The 16,709-nt window shown below is 61.8% G+C and carries 17 protein-coding genes; 11 read left to right on the plus strand and 6 right to left on the minus strand.

Translation table 11 applies throughout. The features are described from left to right. Positions 1-2 precede the first annotated feature (2 nt). Positions 3-1,283, minus strand: a complete 1,281-nt coding sequence (locus BUS06_RS17425) for a lactonase family protein (RefSeq protein WP_429286262.1) — start codon at positions 1,281-1,283, stop codon at positions 3-5. Positions 1,284-1,545: 262 nt separating this feature from the next. Here BUS06_RS17425 and BUS06_RS17430 point away from each other — a divergent pair, with 262 nt between their 5' ends. Then, positions 1,546-1,698, plus strand: coding sequence for a DUF3096 domain-containing protein (locus BUS06_RS17430; protein ID WP_074265391.1), 153 nt, complete (start codon positions 1,546-1,548; stop codon positions 1,696-1,698). 132 nt (positions 1,699-1,830) lie between these two features. Here the strand turns inward: BUS06_RS17430 and BUS06_RS17435 are convergent, their stop codons facing one another. Then, on the minus strand, positions 1,831-2,076 hold the full coding sequence (locus tag BUS06_RS17435) for a hypothetical protein (protein ID WP_074266160.1): 246 nt from the start codon (positions 2,074-2,076) through the stop codon (positions 1,831-1,833). A 251-nt stretch (positions 2,077-2,327) separates the two neighbouring features. Between BUS06_RS17435 and BUS06_RS17440 the strand changes: the two genes are divergently transcribed. Beyond that, the gene (locus BUS06_RS17440) at positions 2,328-4,376 is read left to right on the plus strand and encodes a glycoside hydrolase family 15 protein (RefSeq protein WP_074265392.1); all 2,049 of its coding nucleotides are present in this window, start codon (positions 2,328-2,330) and stop codon (positions 4,374-4,376) included. Positions 4,377-4,558: 182 nt separating this feature from the next. Further along, the gene (locus tag BUS06_RS17445) at positions 4,559-5,836 is read left to right on the plus strand and encodes a polyhydroxyalkanoate depolymerase (RefSeq protein ID WP_074265393.1); all 1,278 of its coding nucleotides are present in this window, start codon (positions 4,559-4,561) and stop codon (positions 5,834-5,836) included. 121 nt (positions 5,837-5,957) lie between these two features. Here the strand turns inward: BUS06_RS17445 and BUS06_RS17450 are convergent, their stop codons facing one another. Beyond that, positions 5,958-6,590, minus strand: coding sequence for a TetR/AcrR family transcriptional regulator (locus BUS06_RS17450; protein ID WP_074265394.1), 633 nt, complete (start codon positions 6,588-6,590; stop codon positions 5,958-5,960). A 275-nt stretch (positions 6,591-6,865) separates the two neighbouring features. Between BUS06_RS17450 and rsxB the strand changes: the two genes are divergently transcribed. The 3 genes from rsxB to BUS06_RS17465 are packed head-to-tail and all read left to right on the plus strand — an operon-like array spanning position 6,866 to position 8,897. Further along, positions 6,866-7,759, plus strand: coding sequence for an electron transport complex subunit RsxB (rsxB, locus tag BUS06_RS17455; protein WP_074266161.1), 894 nt, complete (start codon positions 6,866-6,868; stop codon positions 7,757-7,759). A 15-nt stretch (positions 7,760-7,774) separates the two neighbouring features. Next, complete coding sequence (nth, locus tag BUS06_RS17460) at positions 7,775-8,419, plus strand: endonuclease III (protein WP_074265395.1); 645 nt, start codon at positions 7,775-7,777, stop codon at positions 8,417-8,419. 43 nt (positions 8,420-8,462) lie between these two features. Beyond that, positions 8,463-8,897 carry a DUF1841 family protein gene (locus tag BUS06_RS17465; protein ID WP_074265396.1) on the plus strand — a complete coding sequence of 145 codons (435 nt, stop codon included), beginning with the start codon at positions 8,463-8,465 and terminating at the stop codon, positions 8,895-8,897. A 170-nt stretch (positions 8,898-9,067) separates the two neighbouring features. Here the strand turns inward: BUS06_RS17465 and BUS06_RS17470 are convergent, their stop codons facing one another. Together BUS06_RS17470 and BUS06_RS17475 are read right to left on the minus strand one after the other, a co-directional pair. Continuing rightward, the gene (locus tag BUS06_RS17470) at positions 9,068-9,451 is read right to left on the minus strand and encodes a c-type cytochrome (RefSeq protein WP_074265397.1); all 384 of its coding nucleotides are present in this window, start codon (positions 9,449-9,451) and stop codon (positions 9,068-9,070) included. 59 nt (positions 9,452-9,510) lie between these two features. After that, a complete protein-coding gene (locus tag BUS06_RS17475) occupies positions 9,511-9,879 on the minus strand; it encodes a c-type cytochrome (RefSeq protein ID WP_074265398.1) in 369 nt (122 codons plus the stop codon). A 339-nt stretch (positions 9,880-10,218) separates the two neighbouring features. Between BUS06_RS17475 and BUS06_RS17480 the strand changes: the two genes are divergently transcribed. From BUS06_RS17480 to BUS06_RS17500, 5 genes are all read left to right on the plus strand, one after another. Continuing rightward, positions 10,219-11,061: an AAA family ATPase gene (locus BUS06_RS17480; protein ID WP_074265399.1), complete on the plus strand. Its 843-nt coding sequence runs from the start codon at positions 10,219-10,221 to the stop codon at positions 11,059-11,061. A gap of 83 nt (positions 11,062-11,144) precedes the next feature. Further along, positions 11,145-12,320 (plus strand): vWA domain-containing protein, encoded by a 1,176-nt coding sequence (locus BUS06_RS17485; RefSeq protein ID WP_074265400.1) that lies wholly within the window; start codon positions 11,145-11,147, stop codon positions 12,318-12,320. A gap of 73 nt (positions 12,321-12,393) precedes the next feature. After that, a complete protein-coding gene (locus tag BUS06_RS17490) occupies positions 12,394-13,614 on the plus strand; it encodes a benzoate/H(+) symporter BenE family transporter (RefSeq protein ID WP_074265401.1) in 1,221 nt (406 codons plus the stop codon). A gap of 236 nt (positions 13,615-13,850) precedes the next feature. Next, positions 13,851-14,804, plus strand: a complete 954-nt coding sequence (gene tal / locus BUS06_RS17495; protein ID WP_074265402.1) for a transaldolase — start codon at positions 13,851-13,853, stop codon at positions 14,802-14,804. 200 nt (positions 14,805-15,004) lie between these two features. Then, a complete protein-coding gene (locus BUS06_RS17500) occupies positions 15,005-15,424 on the plus strand; it encodes a VOC family protein (protein WP_074265403.1) in 420 nt (139 codons plus the stop codon). A gap of 77 nt (positions 15,425-15,501) precedes the next feature. Here the strand turns inward: BUS06_RS17500 and BUS06_RS17505 are convergent, their stop codons facing one another. Further along, positions 15,502-16,653 carry an FUSC family protein gene (locus BUS06_RS17505; protein ID WP_083611454.1) on the minus strand — a complete coding sequence of 384 codons (1,152 nt, stop codon included), beginning with the start codon at positions 16,651-16,653 and terminating at the stop codon, positions 15,502-15,504. Positions 16,654-16,709 lie beyond the last annotated feature (56 nt).

Genomic DNA, 16,709 nt, shown 5'->3' on the forward strand with positions numbered 1-16,709 from the left:
ACTTACGAAGGCGACACCAGCTTGAAATCAACCGGCGAGCCGATGTCGATGCGCTTGGGATTCGCCTCGAGCAAACCAGTCTGCTGATCGCGCCTGAACACATACGCGGTATCGCTGTTCTGGTTACCGACGATCAACCAGTTGCCGGTCGGATCAATGGCAAACTCGCGCGGCGATTTACCGAGACTCGACTGGCGTCCGATCAGTTTCAGATGCCCGTTGGCTGGATCTACCGAGAAGATCACGATCTCGTTCGCGTCTCCACGGTTCGTCGCATAGAGGAAGCGTCCATCCGGCGACAGATGGATCGCCGCCGCCCCCACCTGCCCCTTGAAGCCGTGCTCGGTGAGCGGCGACACCTGCAGCTGCGTCAGCCTGCCGTTGTCGTAGCGGAACGTGGTGACGGTCGCTGCCAGTTCGCTCGTCAGATACGCGTATTTGCCGTCCGGCCCAAACACCAGATGACGTGGACCGCTGCCGGCCTTCACATCCGTATAACGCCACTCGGTGGGTCCGAAGAGACCGCGGCTGCCGTCGGGCGTATAGCGGTACGAATACAGCTTGTCCGCGCCGAGGTCCTGGGCGAACAGATACTGGCCATCGGGCGAGAACACCGTGGAATGCACATGCGAGTTGTCCTGGCGCCCTTTCACCGGACCGCCGCCCTCATGATGCACGGTCAACACGGCCTGCCCCACCTGGCCATCGCCCTGCAGCGGGAAAACTGCGAAGCTGCCGCCGGGATCCGCCGCCACCGAGTAGTTCGCCGTCAGCAGATACTTGCCGTCCGGCGAGATCTTCAGATAGCACGGGTCATTGCCCTCTGCCGATACCTTGTTGAGAAACGTCAGCTGCCCGCTCGCCGGATCGAAACCGAACGCGCTGATGCCGCCGCGTTGCGAGGCCGGGCCGTTGTCGCCCGGCAGTTCGTTGACCGAATACACATGACGGCGGTCGCTGCTCACGACCAGATACGATGGATTGACCGTCTTCGCGACGGACACCGGAGTCGCGTCGCCGGTCTTCGTATCGAACCGGTAGACGTAAATGCCTTCGCTCTTGCCGCCCGTGTAGGTGCCGACGATCATGTCGTAGACACCATCGGCCGGTGCGGGTCCGGCATCCTGCGCGAACGCCTGTGAAGCAACAATCGAAACCATAAGCACGAAACCTTTTATTATCGAATGGGCAGACCGCGACGATGGCGCAAATGCGGCCTTCCTGGCGGACTGAAACGACGGCTGATGCGTGACGCTTGCAGCGGCTTGGGCACTACGATGCATGTCGACCTCCTGGACATCGGGTTATCAGTTTTTGATCGTGCCACTGGTCTGCCACGCGGTCTGGAACACCCGGTTTAGAAACGCCCGGTTCGGGAACGCCTCGTTCCAGGTGTTTTTATTGTGGGGGCAAGTATAGAAGATAGAAGCAAAGCGTCGAGCCGGATCGCGCAGCCCGCAGGCTCGCTCCGGTAATGGCGGGTGGCGCATCCTGCCGCCCGATGAGAATTCCCTCTTACAGCTCTCTCAACCACCCGGAGTCTCCATGAACGTGACCTTTAGTCTCGGCCCGCTTGTTTCGCTGATCGCCGGCATTCTGATTCTTGTGATGCCGCGCCTCCTGAACTACATCGTCGCGCTCTATCTGATCATCATCGGCATTATCGGGATCTTCGGCGTAGGGGCGTCACACTTCTGATGCATCCGGGTTTTGATTCCGGCGCTCTGTCTGCGTAAGCGATCTGATCTGCGGGTGACCGGGCAAGGCTGCGCCCTGCCTCGGGTTACCTGTGGGGCTTACCGTGGCAATCAACGGGGTTTATCCCTGGCTTCAACCGTGGGCAAGTTGCTCGAGGCGCAGCCTTCCCTGCAGCGACAGGCCACCAACGGCATAATGGCCCTCACCCTTCTGGTAGTGCCTGAAGCAGGCGCGCTCGATCAGGAAGCAAACGGCAGCCTGCATCCCGTTGCGTGAGAGGCCCAGACGGCTGGCATCGAGGGCAAGCATGGAATCGTCAGCGAGTTCGCTGGCGGCCGAGAGAATGGTGATGCAATCGGATTTCGACGGGTTCAGCATGGCTTTCGTCCTCGAAAACAGCGTTTGCGTATGCAATGGACCGACGTACCCGGACCTGCGGCAAGATCCTTGCTCATCTACCGAAAATCCAATTGTAAGCATCGTTATCCCAGAATGCCAAGACGGATTGTCCGCAGGGCTTGCTGAACCAAAGTACATGACGCAGGTCCGGTAATAACAACGTCCCGGCGCGCGCGAGGCGCACGCTTTACGCCTTGCTTACGCCGCTCAAACCGCTTACCCAGTCATCTATGCCCGCTCTTATTGAAGACTATGCTCTCGTCGGCGACGGTCACACCGCCGCCCTGATCTCCCGTGACGGCTCCGTCGACTGGCTCTGCTGGCCACGTTTCGACTCGGGCGCCTGCTTTGCCGCACTCCTTGGTACCGAAAAGAACGGCCGCTGGCTGATCGCGCCGGCCTCTCCAGAGACTGACGGAGCCGAGGAGTCCGAGGAGGCCAAAGGGACCAAAGGGACCGAAGGTTCTGAAGGCGCCGGCAAATCCTCCAGCTCGTCCAGATCCGGCAAACCGGAGACGCCTGCGAAAATCACCCGTCGCTATCGCGGCGAGACGCTGATCCTCGAAACCGATATCGAAACCGCCGACGGCGCGGTCACGGTGATCGACTTCATGCCACCCGGCAACGGTTCATCGGAACTGGTCCGGATCGTGGTGGGCCGCCGTGGCAAGGTGCGCATGAAGATGGAACTGGTGCTGCGCTTCGATTACGGCTTTTCGATTCCGTGGGTCAGCCGTCTGAAGCACGATAGTGGCATCAAGGCAATCGTCGGGCCGGACACCGCCGTGCTGCGCACGCCCGTCGAACTGCACGGCGAGAATATGCACACCGTCGCCGAGTTCACCGTGTCGCCCGGCGAACGGGTGCCGTTCTCACTCGCGTATTCGCCGTCGCATCTGCGTTTGCCTCCCGCCCACGATCCTCACACCGCGCTCGCACGAACCGAGAACCACTGGCGCGAGTGGTCGGCGCGCAACACGATCGAAGGCAAGTACGCCGAGCCGATCCGCCGCTCGCTGATCACGCTGAAGGCGCTCGCCTACGAACCGACTGGCGGCATCGTGGCCGCTCCTACCACCTCGCTACCAGAACACCTGGGGGGCACGCGTAACTGGGATTACCGCTATTGCTGGCTGCGCGATGCCACCATCACGCTGCTGGCCATGATGCGCGGCGGCTACTTCGACGAAGCGCGCGCATGGCGCAGCTGGCTCGCCCGCGTGATGGCGGGAGCGCCCGAACAGTTGCAGATCATGTACGGGATTGCCGGCGAGCGGCGCCTGCCGGAATTCGAAATCGACTGGCTACCCGGCTACCAGGGCGCGAAGCCGGTGCGCGTCGGCAATAACGCAGCCGGCCAGTTGCAACTCGACGTCTACGGCGAAGTGATGAACGCCCTGCATCTGGCGCGGGTGGGCGGCCTGCAGGCCGACGACACCGCCTGGAACGTGCAGTGCGAGATGCTCGAACATCTGGAAACCATCTGGCAAGAGCCCGACGAAGGCATTTGGGAAACGCGCGGTGGCCGCCAACATTTCACCTTTTCAAAGGTGATGGCGTGGGTGGCGTTCGACCGCGCCATCAAGTCCGCGGAAATGTTCGATCTGGACGGTCCGGTTGACCACTGGCGAGCGATTCGCGACCAGATCCACGCCCAGGTCTGCGAGAAAAGCTGGAACCCGACGCTCAACGCGTTCACCCAGGTCTACGGAGGCGACGAGCTCGACGCGAGCGTCCTGCTGATCGCGCAGGTCGGTTTCCTGCCGCCGTCGGACCCGCGTGTGGCGGGCACGGTCGCCGCGACGGAAAAATATCTGATGCGCGACGGCTTTGTGATGCGCTACCGCACCACGGAATTCGACGACGGCTTGCCGCCCGGCGAAGGCACTTTCCTCGCCTGCAGCTTCTGGATGGTGGATAACCTCGCCATGCAGGGCCGCGTGGCCGAAGCTGAAGAGATGTACGAGCGGCTGCTCGGGCTGGCTAATGATGTCGGCCTGCTGGCCGAGGAATACGACCCGGCCGAGAAGCGCCTCGTTGGCAACTTCCCGCAGGCGTTTTCACACGTGGCCCTGGTGCACACTGGCCTGAACCTCATGAAACACGAACAGGAGATGGCGAAGGCGACCGGACAGCCGTCGCATGATGGGGAGTCGCAGAATGCGCCGTCGCCAAATGCGCCGTCTCAAATTGCGGCGGCGCATAACGGCAGCGAGATCGACAAACTTGACCCTGCGGCAACCCCTGATAGCGGCGCAGCAACATCGCCCGTACCATGAGTTAATGACGTTTTAGCTACCAGGAGGCGTCGCATTGCTGCGTTGCACAAAAGTACTTTGTCCGATATCATCAAGCGAGACTCTTGGCCGATAATCAAGCGCCTACAACCACAACGGCCCGCTGCAACGCGAAACGCGTGTTTGCGAAGCCCCATGCGAATCGCCCCAACGCCGGAGCACCCATGCTCTATCAACTGCATGAATTCCAGCGGGCTTTGCTCAGCCCGCTGACCGCCTGGGCCCAGGCCGCGTCGAAATCCTTCGCGAATCCGGCCAGCCCTCTCGCCTATGTCCCGGGCGCCACCCGTCTTTCCGCTGGTTACGAACTGCTCTACCGGCTCGGCAAAGACTACGAAAAACCCGAATTCAACCTGCATCAGATTGTTAAGGATGGTCATAACATCCCAATCATCGAGCAGACCATCATTGAAAAGCCGTTCTGCCGTTTGCTGCGCTTCAAGCGTTTCGCTGACGACAGCGCCGCTGTCAGTCAACTGAAAGACGAGCCGGTGGTCCTGGTGTGCGCGCCGTTGTCCGGCCACCACGCCACGCTGCTGCGCGATACGGTGCGCACCCTGCTGCAAGACCACAAGGTGTACATCACCGACTGGATCGATGCGCGCATGGTGCCGCTCGAAGAGGGCCGATTCCAGCTCGACGATTACGTTGCTTACATTCAGGAATTCATCCGCCACATCGGCGCGAAAGATCTGCACGTCATCTCCGTATGTCAGCCGACCGTGCCGGTGCTGGCTGCCATCTCGCTGATGGCGAGCCGCGGCGAAGACACGCCGCGCACCATGACGATGATGGGCGGCCCGATCGACGCGCGTAAGAGCCCGACCTCGGTGAATTCGCTTGCCACGCAGCACTCGTTCGAATGGTTCGACAACAACGTGATCTACACGGTGCCGCCGAATTATCCGGGCGTAGGACGCAAGGTTTACCCGGGCTTCCTGCAGCACACGGGTTTTGTAGCCATGAATCCGGAGCGCCACGCGGCCTCGCACTGGGATTACTACCAGAGCCTGATGCGCGGCGACGAAGAAGACGCCGAAGCACACCGCCGCTTCTACGACGAGTACAACGCCGTGCTCGACATGGACGCGGAATACTACCTCGACACGATCCGCGTGGTCTTCCAGGAATTCCGCCTCGCCGAAGGCACCTGGGATGTGGCCGGCGAGCGCGTGAGGCCGCAGGACATCAAGAAGACTGCCCTCTTCACGATCGAAGGCGAGCTCGACGACATCTCCGGCGACGGCCAGACGCGCGCCGCGCAGGATCTGTGCAGCGGCATCCCGCCGGCGCACAAGCAGCATTTCACGGCGGAAAAGTGCGGCCACTACGGCATTTTCTCGGGCCGCCGCTGGCGCACCATCATTTATCCGCAGCTGCGCGACTTCATCCTCGCGCACAACAAGGCGCCGAAGACCGCGAAGGAAAAAGTCGAAGCCTGAACACAACGCAGCATGGCGGCCTTGCTGAAACCGGGCCGCCACGTCGAAAGTTGTGTGCGCATCAAATGTGAAGCAACGGCCCCTGCAGGGGCCGTTGTCGTTTGGAAGCGAACCCTGGCGTTTAACGCCTAAGCAGGTACGCGAGCAGCAACTCGGTGTTCATCTGCACGACTTCGCTGCGCTCCGCGGGTGCGCTGAAATCACGGGCGAGCGTTGCTTCCAGCGTGTAGCGGTTCGACACGATGTAGTAGCCCATGCCCGAAAGCGTGACGTAGAAGCGCAACGGGTCGACATTGGTTCGAAACAGGCCTGCTCGCTGACCACGCTCGAGAATGCCACCGAGTGTTGCAACAATCGGCGAGATCATTTCCCGGATGCGCGTGGACTTCTGCATATAGCGCGCTTCATGCAGATTCTCATTATTCACAAGACGCAGCAGCTCCGGATGATCCCGGTAGTAGTCCCACACGAAATGCGCAAGCCGCGTAATGGCCTCGACCGGCGCAATGCCGTTCAATTCCAGCGTGCGTTCCGCCTCGTTTAACGCGCCGAAGGCGTGTTCGAGCACAGCCGTAAATAGCTGCTCCTTGCTACCGAAGTAGTAATAGAGCATGCGTTCATTCGTTTCAGCTCGGCGGGCGATCTGGTCGACGCGTGCGCCGAACAACCCACCATTCGCAAACTCCTCGGCGGCCGCGAGCAGGATACGGCGCCGGGTGCCTTCAGGATCTCTTTTGATTTTGGGCTGATTCATGGTGGCATTATCGTGAGCCGCGTTATCCGGATCGTGCCGCCGGCCTCTCCTCGGGCCTTGCACCGACAGCACTAAACGGGCTGGTTGGGGGACACCCTTCTGCGGTCTTTCGGAAAAGCGCTTTGATTATGGCACATGGTTTGGTAATGGCAATCGGGGAAATCGGCGATAATGAAGCAATTTCCCTAAGCTTGATTGAGTCAGCCAATTCGCGCGGCTCCCGACTGTCGGCAGGCGCCTTTGGCGCCCCGCCGGCCAGTCTTACCGTCTTCACTGTGACCGATTCCATAACACTCGCAGATCGCATCGAAGATCTGCTTCCCCAGACACAATGTACGAAGTGCGGCTACGCAGCATGCCGGCCGTACGCCGAAGCTGTAGCCGTTGGCACAGCGAACTACAACCAGTGCCCGCCAGGCGGCCACGAAGGTGTCGCGCGGCTGGCCGCCCTGCTCGGCAAGCCGGTCATCCCGCTCAATCCCGCTAACGGCATCGAACGGCCGCGGCCGGTTGCCGTCATCGACGAGAGCCTGTGCATCGGTTGCACGCTCTGCATGCAGGCGTGTCCGGTGGACGCGATTCTTGGTGCACCGAAGCAAATGCATACGGTCATCGAGGCGCTGTGCACGGGCTGCGACCTGTGCGTCGCGCCCTGCCCGGTCGACTGCATCGCCATGCTGCCCGTCACCGGTGAGGCGACCGGGTGGGATGCCTGGACATCGGCCGAGGCCAACGCCGCGCGTGAACGTCACGATCGCCGCGAAGCGCGCCTCGCACGCGAACGCGATGCCGCCGAAGCACGCGCAGCGGCCCGCCGTGCCGCGGGTGGTACGTCGGTTAGCGCTGCCGCTCAGGCATCCGCTGACGGGACTGCTGCGTTGACCGGTACGTCCGCACGGGTTACCACCGACGACCCCGAAGCCAAAAAACGCGCGATCATCCAGGCCGCGCTCGAACGCGCGCGCAAGAAAAAGGAAGAGCTCGCCGCAAAAGGCGCCGGTCCGCAAAACGTGGAGCGCGTGAGTGCCGAGGTGCAGGCGCAGATCGACGCTGCCGAAGCGCGCCGCCGGCGCCTCGGTATCGAAGATAACGTTGCATCCGGTAACGAAGCCAATGAACCGACGCAAGCGGCCAAAGCCGACCCGATCGCCCGTACGCCTAAACCCTGACCTATCCGCCCCGGTATGAACGCGAACAAACGCCGCGCCATCTACGAGACGCTTCAGAGCCTCAACCCGCATCCGACAACCGAACTTGAGTACACCACACCGTTCGAACTGCTGATTGCGGTGATGCTGTCGGCGCAAGCTACCGATGTGTCGGTCAACAAGGCGATGCGCAAGATGTTCCCGGTTGCGAACACGCCGCAGAAGATCTTCGATCTGGGCGAGGACGGCGTGGCGGACTACATCAAGACCATCGGGCTCTACCGGACCAAAGCGAAGAACGTCGTCGCGACCTGCCGGATTCTGCTCGACCAGTACGGCGGCGAGGTACCGGACGACCGCGAAGCGCTCGAAAGCCTGCCCGGGGTGGGTCGCAAGACGGCCAATGTGGTGCTGAACACGGCCTTCGGCCATGCAACGATCGCCGTGGATACGCACATCTTTCGGGTTGCGAATCGAACCGGGCTGGCACCGGGCAAGGATGTGCGGGCAGTAGAAGCGGCGCTGGAGAAGTTCACGCCCGCCGAATTCAGGCAGGACGCGCATCACTGGCTGATCCTGCACGGGCGCTATGTCTGCAAGGCGCGGCGGCCTGAATGCTGGCACTGCGTGATCGAGCCGCTGTGCGAATTCAGGCCGAAGACTCCGCCGCCGGATCTGTGAGATAGTCGTATCTCGCACCCCTCACCACCGTTTTCAGTCCACGATGTTCAATCCCAGCCGCGACGAAGTCCGAAGCTTTTTCACCGAGACCTGGCGCAAGCAGCGCGAAGGCACGATCCTGACACCGCTCGAGGCAATCGCCGCCGACTGGATCGTCGAGCACCCCGAATACCACACCGAACTCACGGATGGCGAGGCCGCATCCGCCCAGGACTACTCGCCTGAACGCGGCCAGAGCAACCCGTTTCTGCATCTGTCGATGCATCTGGCGATCAGCGAGCAACTGTCGATCGATCAGCCGCCTGGCATCCGCGCCGCACATGAGCGGCTCGTGGGCCGCCTGGGCTCAACCCACGATGCACAGCACGCCATCATGGAGTGCCTCGGCGAGACGCTCTGGGAGGCGCAACGCACCGGCACACCGCCCGACACGGACGCCTACCTGCAGCGCATCGAGCGCCGCGCGTCGCGCGACTGACGCGGGTCGACTGTCGGGCGTCGACTAACGCGCATCCCGCGTTGGCACGTCGACCGGCACCAGACACGTCATTCAAGCACCTCGTTCAACCGCCCCAAAGCGAAACACCCCGCCAAGGCGGGGTGTTTCCGTTTTCACATCAGCAAAGCACGCCGCGAGGCGCGACGTGCTTACTTCTTCTCGACCAGGTCGCCACTCAGCGACTCGACATACGCCGCGATGTCCTTCATGTCGCTTTGCGACAGACTCTGCACCTGCGCCTGCATGATCGGGTTGTTGCGGCCGAAGTGCGGGTTGCCGTTGCCCATCTGATACTGGCGCAGCGCCCAGTACACGTAGTCGGCATGCTGACCGGCAAGCTTCGGGTATTCCGGGCTAACCGGTTTGTTCAGGTTCACGCCGTGGCAAGCTGCGCAATTGTGCGCATCGGCCAGCACCTTGCCGTTGCCGGCGTCGGCGGCATACGCCACGTTGGCTGCGGCCAGACCGAGCAATGCCGTTGCTGCACAGGCAGCCTTGAACATCGTATGGAGTGCCAGTTGAGGCTTCTTCATGAATTCTCCTATCCCGCGAAAGTAAATAGCCGAGTGACTGGATGGATGACCGCAGCCGATCACTTGTCGGGATTGTTTTTCGAAGCGGAGGTCTGCGCCGCGTAGTACGCAGCAATGTCGGCGATGTCCTGATCCGACAGCGACGTGGCGATGGCGTGCATCGTTTCGAAGCGGCGGTCGCCTTTCTTGTACTCGTGCAGTGCGTTCTCGATGTACGTCTGATTCTGGCCACCGAGGATAGGCACCCGATAGACCTCTGGGTACGCCGTGCGGTAGTCAGGAATGCCGTGGCAGCCAATACACATCGAGACCTTACCCTGGCCCGCCTTGGCGTTGCCGACGATATCCGCTGCCTGCACAGTGGCCGCGTAGCCCGCTAGCACCGACAGCGCTGTGATCACGACGTGTTTGACGACGAATTTATTCATAGCATGTAACCTGGCTTGAGGGGAAACGGGCGCCCGAAAAGGCAACGGCCTGCACCATTATTCTTCTAAGGTTGCCACGCAGGCCAAAAAAATCGGGCTAATTGTACCGCGCCGCTGCGCGGGGCGTCCACAGAGCGGGGAAGCGCCAGCCGGCGGGGCAAAGCGCCCCGCGAGGCACACGCACTAAGGGCAAACCCGCACGAGACAAACCGCCGCACGCGGCCCGCCCACCGGGCCGCGCACCGGTAGCCGGTGCGGGTGACACCATACGACAGCCCGAATCAGGCCAACAGGGCTTCTGACTTATACTGGAATTTTTCCCCGAAAGAGCGTCTCGTCATGCGTTTCGAAGGCTCATCGCAATACGTCGCCACCGACGACCTCAAGCTCGCGGTCAACGCCGCGATGACGCTGCAACGTCCGTTGCTCATCAAAGGCGAACCCGGCACGGGCAAAACCATGCTTGCCGAGGAAGTGGCGGCCGCACTTGGCATGCCGTTGATGCAGTGGCACATCAAGTCCACCACCAAGGCGCAGCAAGGCCTCTACGAATACGATGCGGTGTCGCGCCTGCGCGATTCGCAACTGGGCGACGAGCGCGTCAAGGACATCCGCAACTACATCGTCAAAGGCGTGTTGTGGCAGGCGTTCGAAGCGGACCAGCAGACCGTGCTGCTGATCGACGAGATCGACAAGGCCGACATCGAATTCCCCAACGACCTGCTGCGCGAACTCGACCGCATGGAGTTCTACGTCTACGAGACGCACGAACTGGTGCGCGCGAAGCACCGCCCGCTCGTCATCATTACGTCGAACAACGAGAAGGAACTGCCGGACGCATTCCTGCGCCGCTGCTTCTTCCACTACATCAAGTTCCCGGACCCGGTGACGATGCAGCAGATCGTCGAAGTGCACTTCCCCAACATCAAGAAAGACCTGCTGAGCGCGGCAATGGCGAGCTTTTTCGAACTGCGCAACGTGTCGGGTCTGAAGAAGAAGCCGTCTACCTCAGAACTGCTCGACTGGCTGAAGCTGCTACTCGCCGAAGACATTCCGCCGGAAGCGCTGCGCTCGTCCGATCACAAGCAGATCATTCCGCCGCTGCATGGCGCGCTGCTGAAGAACGAGCAGGACGTGAGCCTGTTCGAACGGCTCATTTTCATGAACCGCAACAACCGTTGAACGGAGTGCGTGCGCCTGAATCACACACGCACGCCTTGCGACGGCGCACCGGCATCCGGGTGCGCTGAAGCGGAGGAAACCGCATGCTGATCGACTTCTTTTACTCATTGCGCGCGGCCAGGCTGCCGGTCTCCGTCAAGGAATACCTGACGCTGCTTGAGGCACTCAAGAGCAACGTGATCGCGCCGTCGCTCGACGAGTTCTACTACCTCGCCCGTCTGACGCTCGTAAAAGACGAGCAGTATTTCGACAAGTTCGACCAGGCCTTTGGCGCCTATTTCAACGGCGTGGCGGCCAAATCCGAACTGGCGCTCGACGTCCCGCTCGACTGGCTGAAAAAGAAGCTGCAGCGCGATCTGTCGCCGGAAGAAAAAGCGCAGATCGAAGCGATGGGCGGCCTCGACAAGCTGATGGAGCGCCTCAAGGAACTGTTCGAGGAGCAGAAGGAGCGCCACGAAGGCGGCAACAAGTGGATCGGCACCGGCGGCACGTCGCCGTTCGGTAACGGCGGTTATAACCCCGAGGGCATCCGCATCGGTGGCGACGCGGCAGGCAACCGCACCGGCGCCAAGGTGTGGGAAGCGCGCGCCTATCGCGATTACGACGATCAGGTGGAAATCGGCACGCGCAACATCAAGGTCGCGCTGCGGCGGCTGCGGCGCTTTGCGCGCGAAGGCGCGGCCGAAGAACTTGACCTGCCCGACACCATCCGCAGCACCGCGGCGAACGCCGGCTGGCTCGATCTGAAGATGGTGCCGGAGCGGCACAACAAGGTGAAAGTGCTGATGCTGCTCGATGTGGGTGGATCGATGGACGACCACATCAAGCGCACCGAGGAACTCTTCTCCGCCGCGAAGGCAGAGTTCAAGCACCTCGAGTTCTATTACTTCCACAATTGCGTGTACGACTTCCTGTGGAAAAACAACCGCCGCCGTCATGCAGAGCGCATGCCCACCTGGGACGTGCTGCACAAGTTCACGCCGGACTACAAGCTGATCTTCGTCGGCGACGCCACGATGAGCCCCTACGAAGTACTGCAGCCAGGCGGCTCGGTGGAATACAACAATCCCGAGGCCGGTGCGGTGTGGCTGCGGCGCCTCGCCGACCATTTCCCGCATCACGCGTGGCTGAATCCCGAGCCGGAAGGGCTGTGGGAATATCGGCAATCGGTATCGGCGATCCGGGAAGTGCTGGGCCATCGGATGTATCCTCTCACCCTCGCCGGTCTGGAGACCGCGATGCGCACCTTAAGCAAGTGACTGACGCAAACCAGCCGCGCCAATAAGCTGCACCCGCCAGACCTTCACCCATAAGAAAACTGAGACCTCCTGTATGAGTTCGCCCTCCTCCCCCGAGCTGTCCCCTCCGACCTCACGGCCCACGCGCCTGCGGCCGTTCGCGGACACATCGCTATCGACGCTCGTGGCCGGCTTTGTCGCGATGATGACGGGCTATACCAGTTCGCTCGTACTGATGTTCCAGGCAGGTCAGGCGGCGCATCTCTCCGATGCGCAGATTTCCTCGTGGATCTGGGCGCTTTCGATCGGCATGGCGCTTTGCACGATCGGCCTGTCGCTGCGCTTTCGCGCGCCGATCGTGATTGCATGGTCGACGCCAGGGGCCGCGCTACTGGTGTCGTCGCTGCCGAACGTGGCATATCCACAGGCGATCGGCGCGTTTATCGTCTGCGCGCTGTTGCTCACGGTGGTGGGTTTGACCGGCTGGTTCGACACGCTGATGAAAAAGATTCCGGCCGGAATCGCCTCGGCGCTGCTGGCCGGCATCCTGTTCGAGATCGGCATCGAAATTTTCCGAGCCGCGCAATTCCAGACCGCGCTGGTGCTGGCGATGTTTTTCACCTACCTCGCCCTCAAGCGCCTCGCGCCCCGCTATGCGATCGTGACGACGCTGGTGGTAGGGACCGCCGTGGCCGGCAGCCTCGGCCTGCTCGACTTCAGCCACTTTCATGTGGCGCTCGCGCAGCCCGTACTGACCATGCCGGCGTTCTCGGCTGCGGCGATCATCAGCATCGGCATTCCGCTGTTCGTCGTCGCCATGGCCTCGCAGAACGTGCCGGGGATTGCCGTCTTGCGCGCCGACGGCTATACGACGCCGTCAGCGCCGTTGATCGCCACCACCGGCATCGCTTCGTTGCTGCTCGCGCCGTTCGGCTCGCACGGCATCAATCTTGCGGCCATTACGGCAGCCATCTGTACCGGCCCAGAGTCCCACGAGGATCGTAACAAGCGTTACACCGCCGCCGTCTGGGCGGGCGTCTTTTATCTGATCGCCGGCATCTTTGGCGCGACAATTGCTGCACTGTTCGCTTCGCTGCCCAAGGCGCTGGTGGTTTCGGTAGCGGCGCTGGCCCTGTTCGGCTCGATCATGAGCGGACTCGCCAACGCCATGCAGGATCTCAAACAGCGCGAGGCCGCGCTCGTCACTTTTATGGTGACCGCCTCCGGCCTGACCCTGCTGTCGATCGGCTCGGCATTTTGGGGCCTGGTGGCAGGCGTGCTCACGCAACTCGTGCTGAATGCGAGGCGGGCCTGAGCGAAAGCTGAGGCCAGGCATGGCGAAGGCTGAAAGGATCGGCAAATGCACATGTAAAAGCCGCAGCGACCGATCCGCCATAGAATAGAAGTATCGGGCGGCATTCCCCGGCCATATCATGAGGAATGCCGCAGCGTGAAATGCTGCAGTCAGGGGCACCGGAGCATCCGCTCCAGTGGCCTTTGCGGCGACCTCCACCTTTTGGACTATTGCGCCTGTGCGCCTAAAGGCTCGACATGACTACCGCACTCGATCAACTCAAGCAATTCACGACCGTCGTCGCCGACACCGGTGACTTCCAGCAACTCGCCCAGTACAAACCGCAGGACGCGACCACCAACCCGTCGCTGATCCTCAAGGCCGTGCAGAAGGCCGACTACCGTCCGCTGCTGGAAAAAACCGTGCGCGATCACGCGTCGAAACCGGTGGGCGCGATCATCGACAATCTGCTGATCGCCTTCGGCACCGAAATCCTCAAGATCATCCCGGGCCGCGTTTCGACCGAGGTCGATGCGCGTCTGTCGTTCGACGTCAAGGCGTCGATCGAGAAGGGTCATGAACTGATCAAGCTGTACGAAGCCGCCGGCATCGGCCGCGAGCGGATCCTGATCAAGCTCGCGTCCACGTGGGAAGGCGTCCGCGCCGCGGAGCAACTGCAAAAGGAAGGCATCCACTGCAACATGACGCTGCTGTTCTCGCTCGCCCAGGCCGCTGCCTGCGCCGAAGCGGGCGCGCAACTGATCTCGCCGTTCGTCGGCCGGATCTACGACTGGTACAAGAAGAACGCCGGCAGCGCATGGGATGAAGCGAAAGACGGCGGCGCGAACGATCCGGGCGTGCAATCGGTGCGGCGCATCTATGCGTACTACAAGAAGTTCGGCTACAAGACCGAGGTGATGGGCGCGAGCTTCCGCACACCGGGTCAGGTCCTCGAACTGGCCGGCTGCGATCTGCTGACCATCAGCCCGGATCTGCTGCAGAAGCTGCAGGACAGCACGGACAAGGTGGAGCGCAAACTGTCGCCGGAACTGGGCCAGAGCGGGAACATCGAACGCGTGCCGGTCGACGAATCGTCCTTCCGTTTCCTCGTCAACGACGAAGCCATGGCTACCGAAAAGCTCGCCGAAGGCATCCGCGCGTTCGCCGCCGATGCGGTCAAGCTGGAAAAGCTGATCGAAGAACTTCGCTAACTGCGTTAAGTACGCCTGAGCCATCCGGCCCTTCTCCAGGGACGGTCAACACGGCTTCGGCGGATTTCACCTGGTTTCACAAACAACGCCACGACAGACGACTACAATCGTTTGTCGTGGCGTTGTTTTGTCTGCCTCGGCAGCGGCTGCGTCGCGCGTGACCACTTTCGCAATCAGTTGCATGGGACAGGGAGACGACCATGGAAATCCAGCCTTACGTATTTTTTGAAGGCCGGTGTGAAGAAGCGCTGAGCTTCTACACCGACAAGCTAGGCGCCGAGTTGCAGTTCAAGATGCACTACAAGGACGCGCCGCCCAATCCCGACCAGACGCCCAATCCGAAATTCGCCGACATGGTCATGCATGCCTCGGTCAAGTTCGGCTCGACCATCCTCATGATGTCCGACGACTGTATGAGCGAAAGCGTCACTCATACCGGTTTCAGGCTGACTCTGACTGGCAACGACCTCGCCCACGCCGAGAAGCTGTACAACGCCCTGGCCGAAGGCGGCAAGGTCGACATGCCGTGGCAGGCCACCTTCTGGACCAAAGGCTTCGGCATGCTGACCGACAAGTTTGGGATCGGCTGGATGGTGATGGCCCCCGAACAACCCAACTGAGCACCCACTGAAAGTACGCGCCTGCCGCTGCCCGCTCAGGTGACCAGACAGCAAGGCGAAGCGACGCCTCACACGGCTCAGCCTGGCTTCGCCGCGGCGACACGGGCGGCCGTGCCGTGCCGCTCGATATTCCAGTTAGGCTCGGTTTCGAGCAGCAAGGCCCGCAAGCGGTCGACCTGCTCGATCATCCGCTCGCCGAGCCAGTATGGCCCCTGCAGTTCCGGAGCGAGGTGCTCAGGCAGCGCACCGCCCGGCACACGGGCCAGCACCACCTGAGGCGCCAGAAAGCGCGCCGCACCGCCGAAACGCAGGCCGCGCGCCATCGCCAGCAGCATGGCGCGCACCGTGCGCGCCTCGGCACTGCATTGCCGGGAGAACGCCGCACGCGCGGCGATGTCCGCGTGCGCCAGCGCGCCGGTCGCCATCATTTCCAGCGCACTCAGCATCGAGCGGTGAACACGCTGGATCTCTTCCAGTTTCGCCTGCGGCACGCCGGTTTCCTTGGCTACCCAAGGCATCAACGGACGAAGCTGCACCAGCCGCGCGTTCAACTCCAGAAACGTCTTGATCTCTTCGTCTGCGTCAAACGGCGCACCGTTCACAAGGTGGGTGTACGTCCGGGCGCAGCCACGCAGATTTTCCGCGAGCCGGTAACGCCATGAGTAAGTCGCATGCAACGGCAGCGCAAACGAGAACGCCAGCGCAATCGCAATACCGATCAGCACGTTCAGCGTGCGCCATAGGCCCGTGTCGATCTGATTGTCGCCATGGCCCGCGACGATGCACATCGTAATCGCCGTCAGCAGTCCGACATACCCTCCCTTGCCAATGGCGTACCACGCACAGATCCCCGCCACGACGGACATCAGCACGTAGGTCAGCCACAGCGAGCCGAGCAGGTTCTGCTGCAGGATCAGCACGAGCCCAATGGTCGCGCCAAGCATCGTGCCGGCCGCCCGCTCGGTGGCCTTTTTACGAATGTTGCCGTGATGCTGCAAGCCGCCGATCACCACCAGCAGCGTCACCGACGACCAGATCCCATGCGGAATATTGATGCCGGTGGAGGCGAGAATCGACACCATCATCGCAAGGCCCACTCGCACGCTATGTAGCAGCTTGGCGTGCCGGTAACGGTAATACGGCGAGGTGATAACCCTGAGGATGCGGCTCGCGCTCGAGCGGCGCGGCATCATGGGATCGCGTTCGGAATCAGAATCGGCAGAGGACATGGTCGCGCGAAATCGGAAGCTGCGATGTAGCTATCCTGCACCAAAATGCAAAACGC

The organism is Paraburkholderia phenazinium (genome assembly GCF_900141745.1).
GTDB lineage: Bacteria > Pseudomonadota > Gammaproteobacteria > Burkholderiales > Burkholderiaceae > Paraburkholderia > Paraburkholderia phenazinium_B.

Coding starts and splice junctions, on each gene's coding strand:
- BUS06_RS17505 (WP_083611454.1), bottom strand. CDS start 16,653: ATGTCCTCTGCCGATTCTGATTCCGAACGCGATCCCATGATGCCGCGC.
- tal (WP_074265402.1), top strand. CDS start 13,851: ATGACTACCGCACTCGATCAACTCAAGCAATTCACGACCGTCGTCGCC.
- BUS06_RS17485 (WP_074265400.1), top strand. CDS start 11,145: ATGCTGATCGACTTCTTTTACTCATTGCGCGCGGCCAGGCTGCCGGTC.
- nth (WP_074265395.1), top strand. CDS start 7,775: ATGAACGCGAACAAACGCCGCGCCATCTACGAGACGCTTCAGAGCCTC.
- BUS06_RS17445 (WP_074265393.1), top strand. CDS start 4,559: ATGCTCTATCAACTGCATGAATTCCAGCGGGCTTTGCTCAGCCCGCTG.
- BUS06_RS17470 (WP_074265397.1), bottom strand. CDS start 9,451: ATGAAGAAGCCTCAACTGGCACTCCATACGATGTTCAAGGCTGCCTGT.
- BUS06_RS17430 (WP_074265391.1), top strand. CDS start 1,546: ATGAACGTGACCTTTAGTCTCGGCCCGCTTGTTTCGCTGATCGCCGGC.
- BUS06_RS17440 (WP_074265392.1), top strand. CDS start 2,328: ATGCCCGCTCTTATTGAAGACTATGCTCTCGTCGGCGACGGTCACACC.
- BUS06_RS17465 (WP_074265396.1), top strand. CDS start 8,463: ATGTTCAATCCCAGCCGCGACGAAGTCCGAAGCTTTTTCACCGAGACC.
- BUS06_RS17435 (WP_074266160.1), bottom strand. CDS start 2,076: ATGCTGAACCCGTCGAAATCCGATTGCATCACCATTCTCTCGGCCGCC.
- BUS06_RS17500 (WP_074265403.1), top strand. CDS start 15,005: ATGGAAATCCAGCCTTACGTATTTTTTGAAGGCCGGTGTGAAGAAGCG.
- BUS06_RS17425 (WP_429286262.1), bottom strand. CDS start 1,283: ATGCATCGTAGTGCCCAAGCCGCTGCAAGCGTCACGCATCAGCCGTCG.
- BUS06_RS17450 (WP_074265394.1), bottom strand. CDS start 6,590: ATGAATCAGCCCAAAATCAAAAGAGATCCTGAAGGCACCCGGCGCCGT.
- BUS06_RS17475 (WP_074265398.1), bottom strand. CDS start 9,879: ATGAATAAATTCGTCGTCAAACACGTCGTGATCACAGCGCTGTCGGTG.
- BUS06_RS17480 (WP_074265399.1), top strand. CDS start 10,219: ATGCGTTTCGAAGGCTCATCGCAATACGTCGCCACCGACGACCTCAAG.
- BUS06_RS17490 (WP_074265401.1), top strand. CDS start 12,394: ATGAGTTCGCCCTCCTCCCCCGAGCTGTCCCCTCCGACCTCACGGCCC.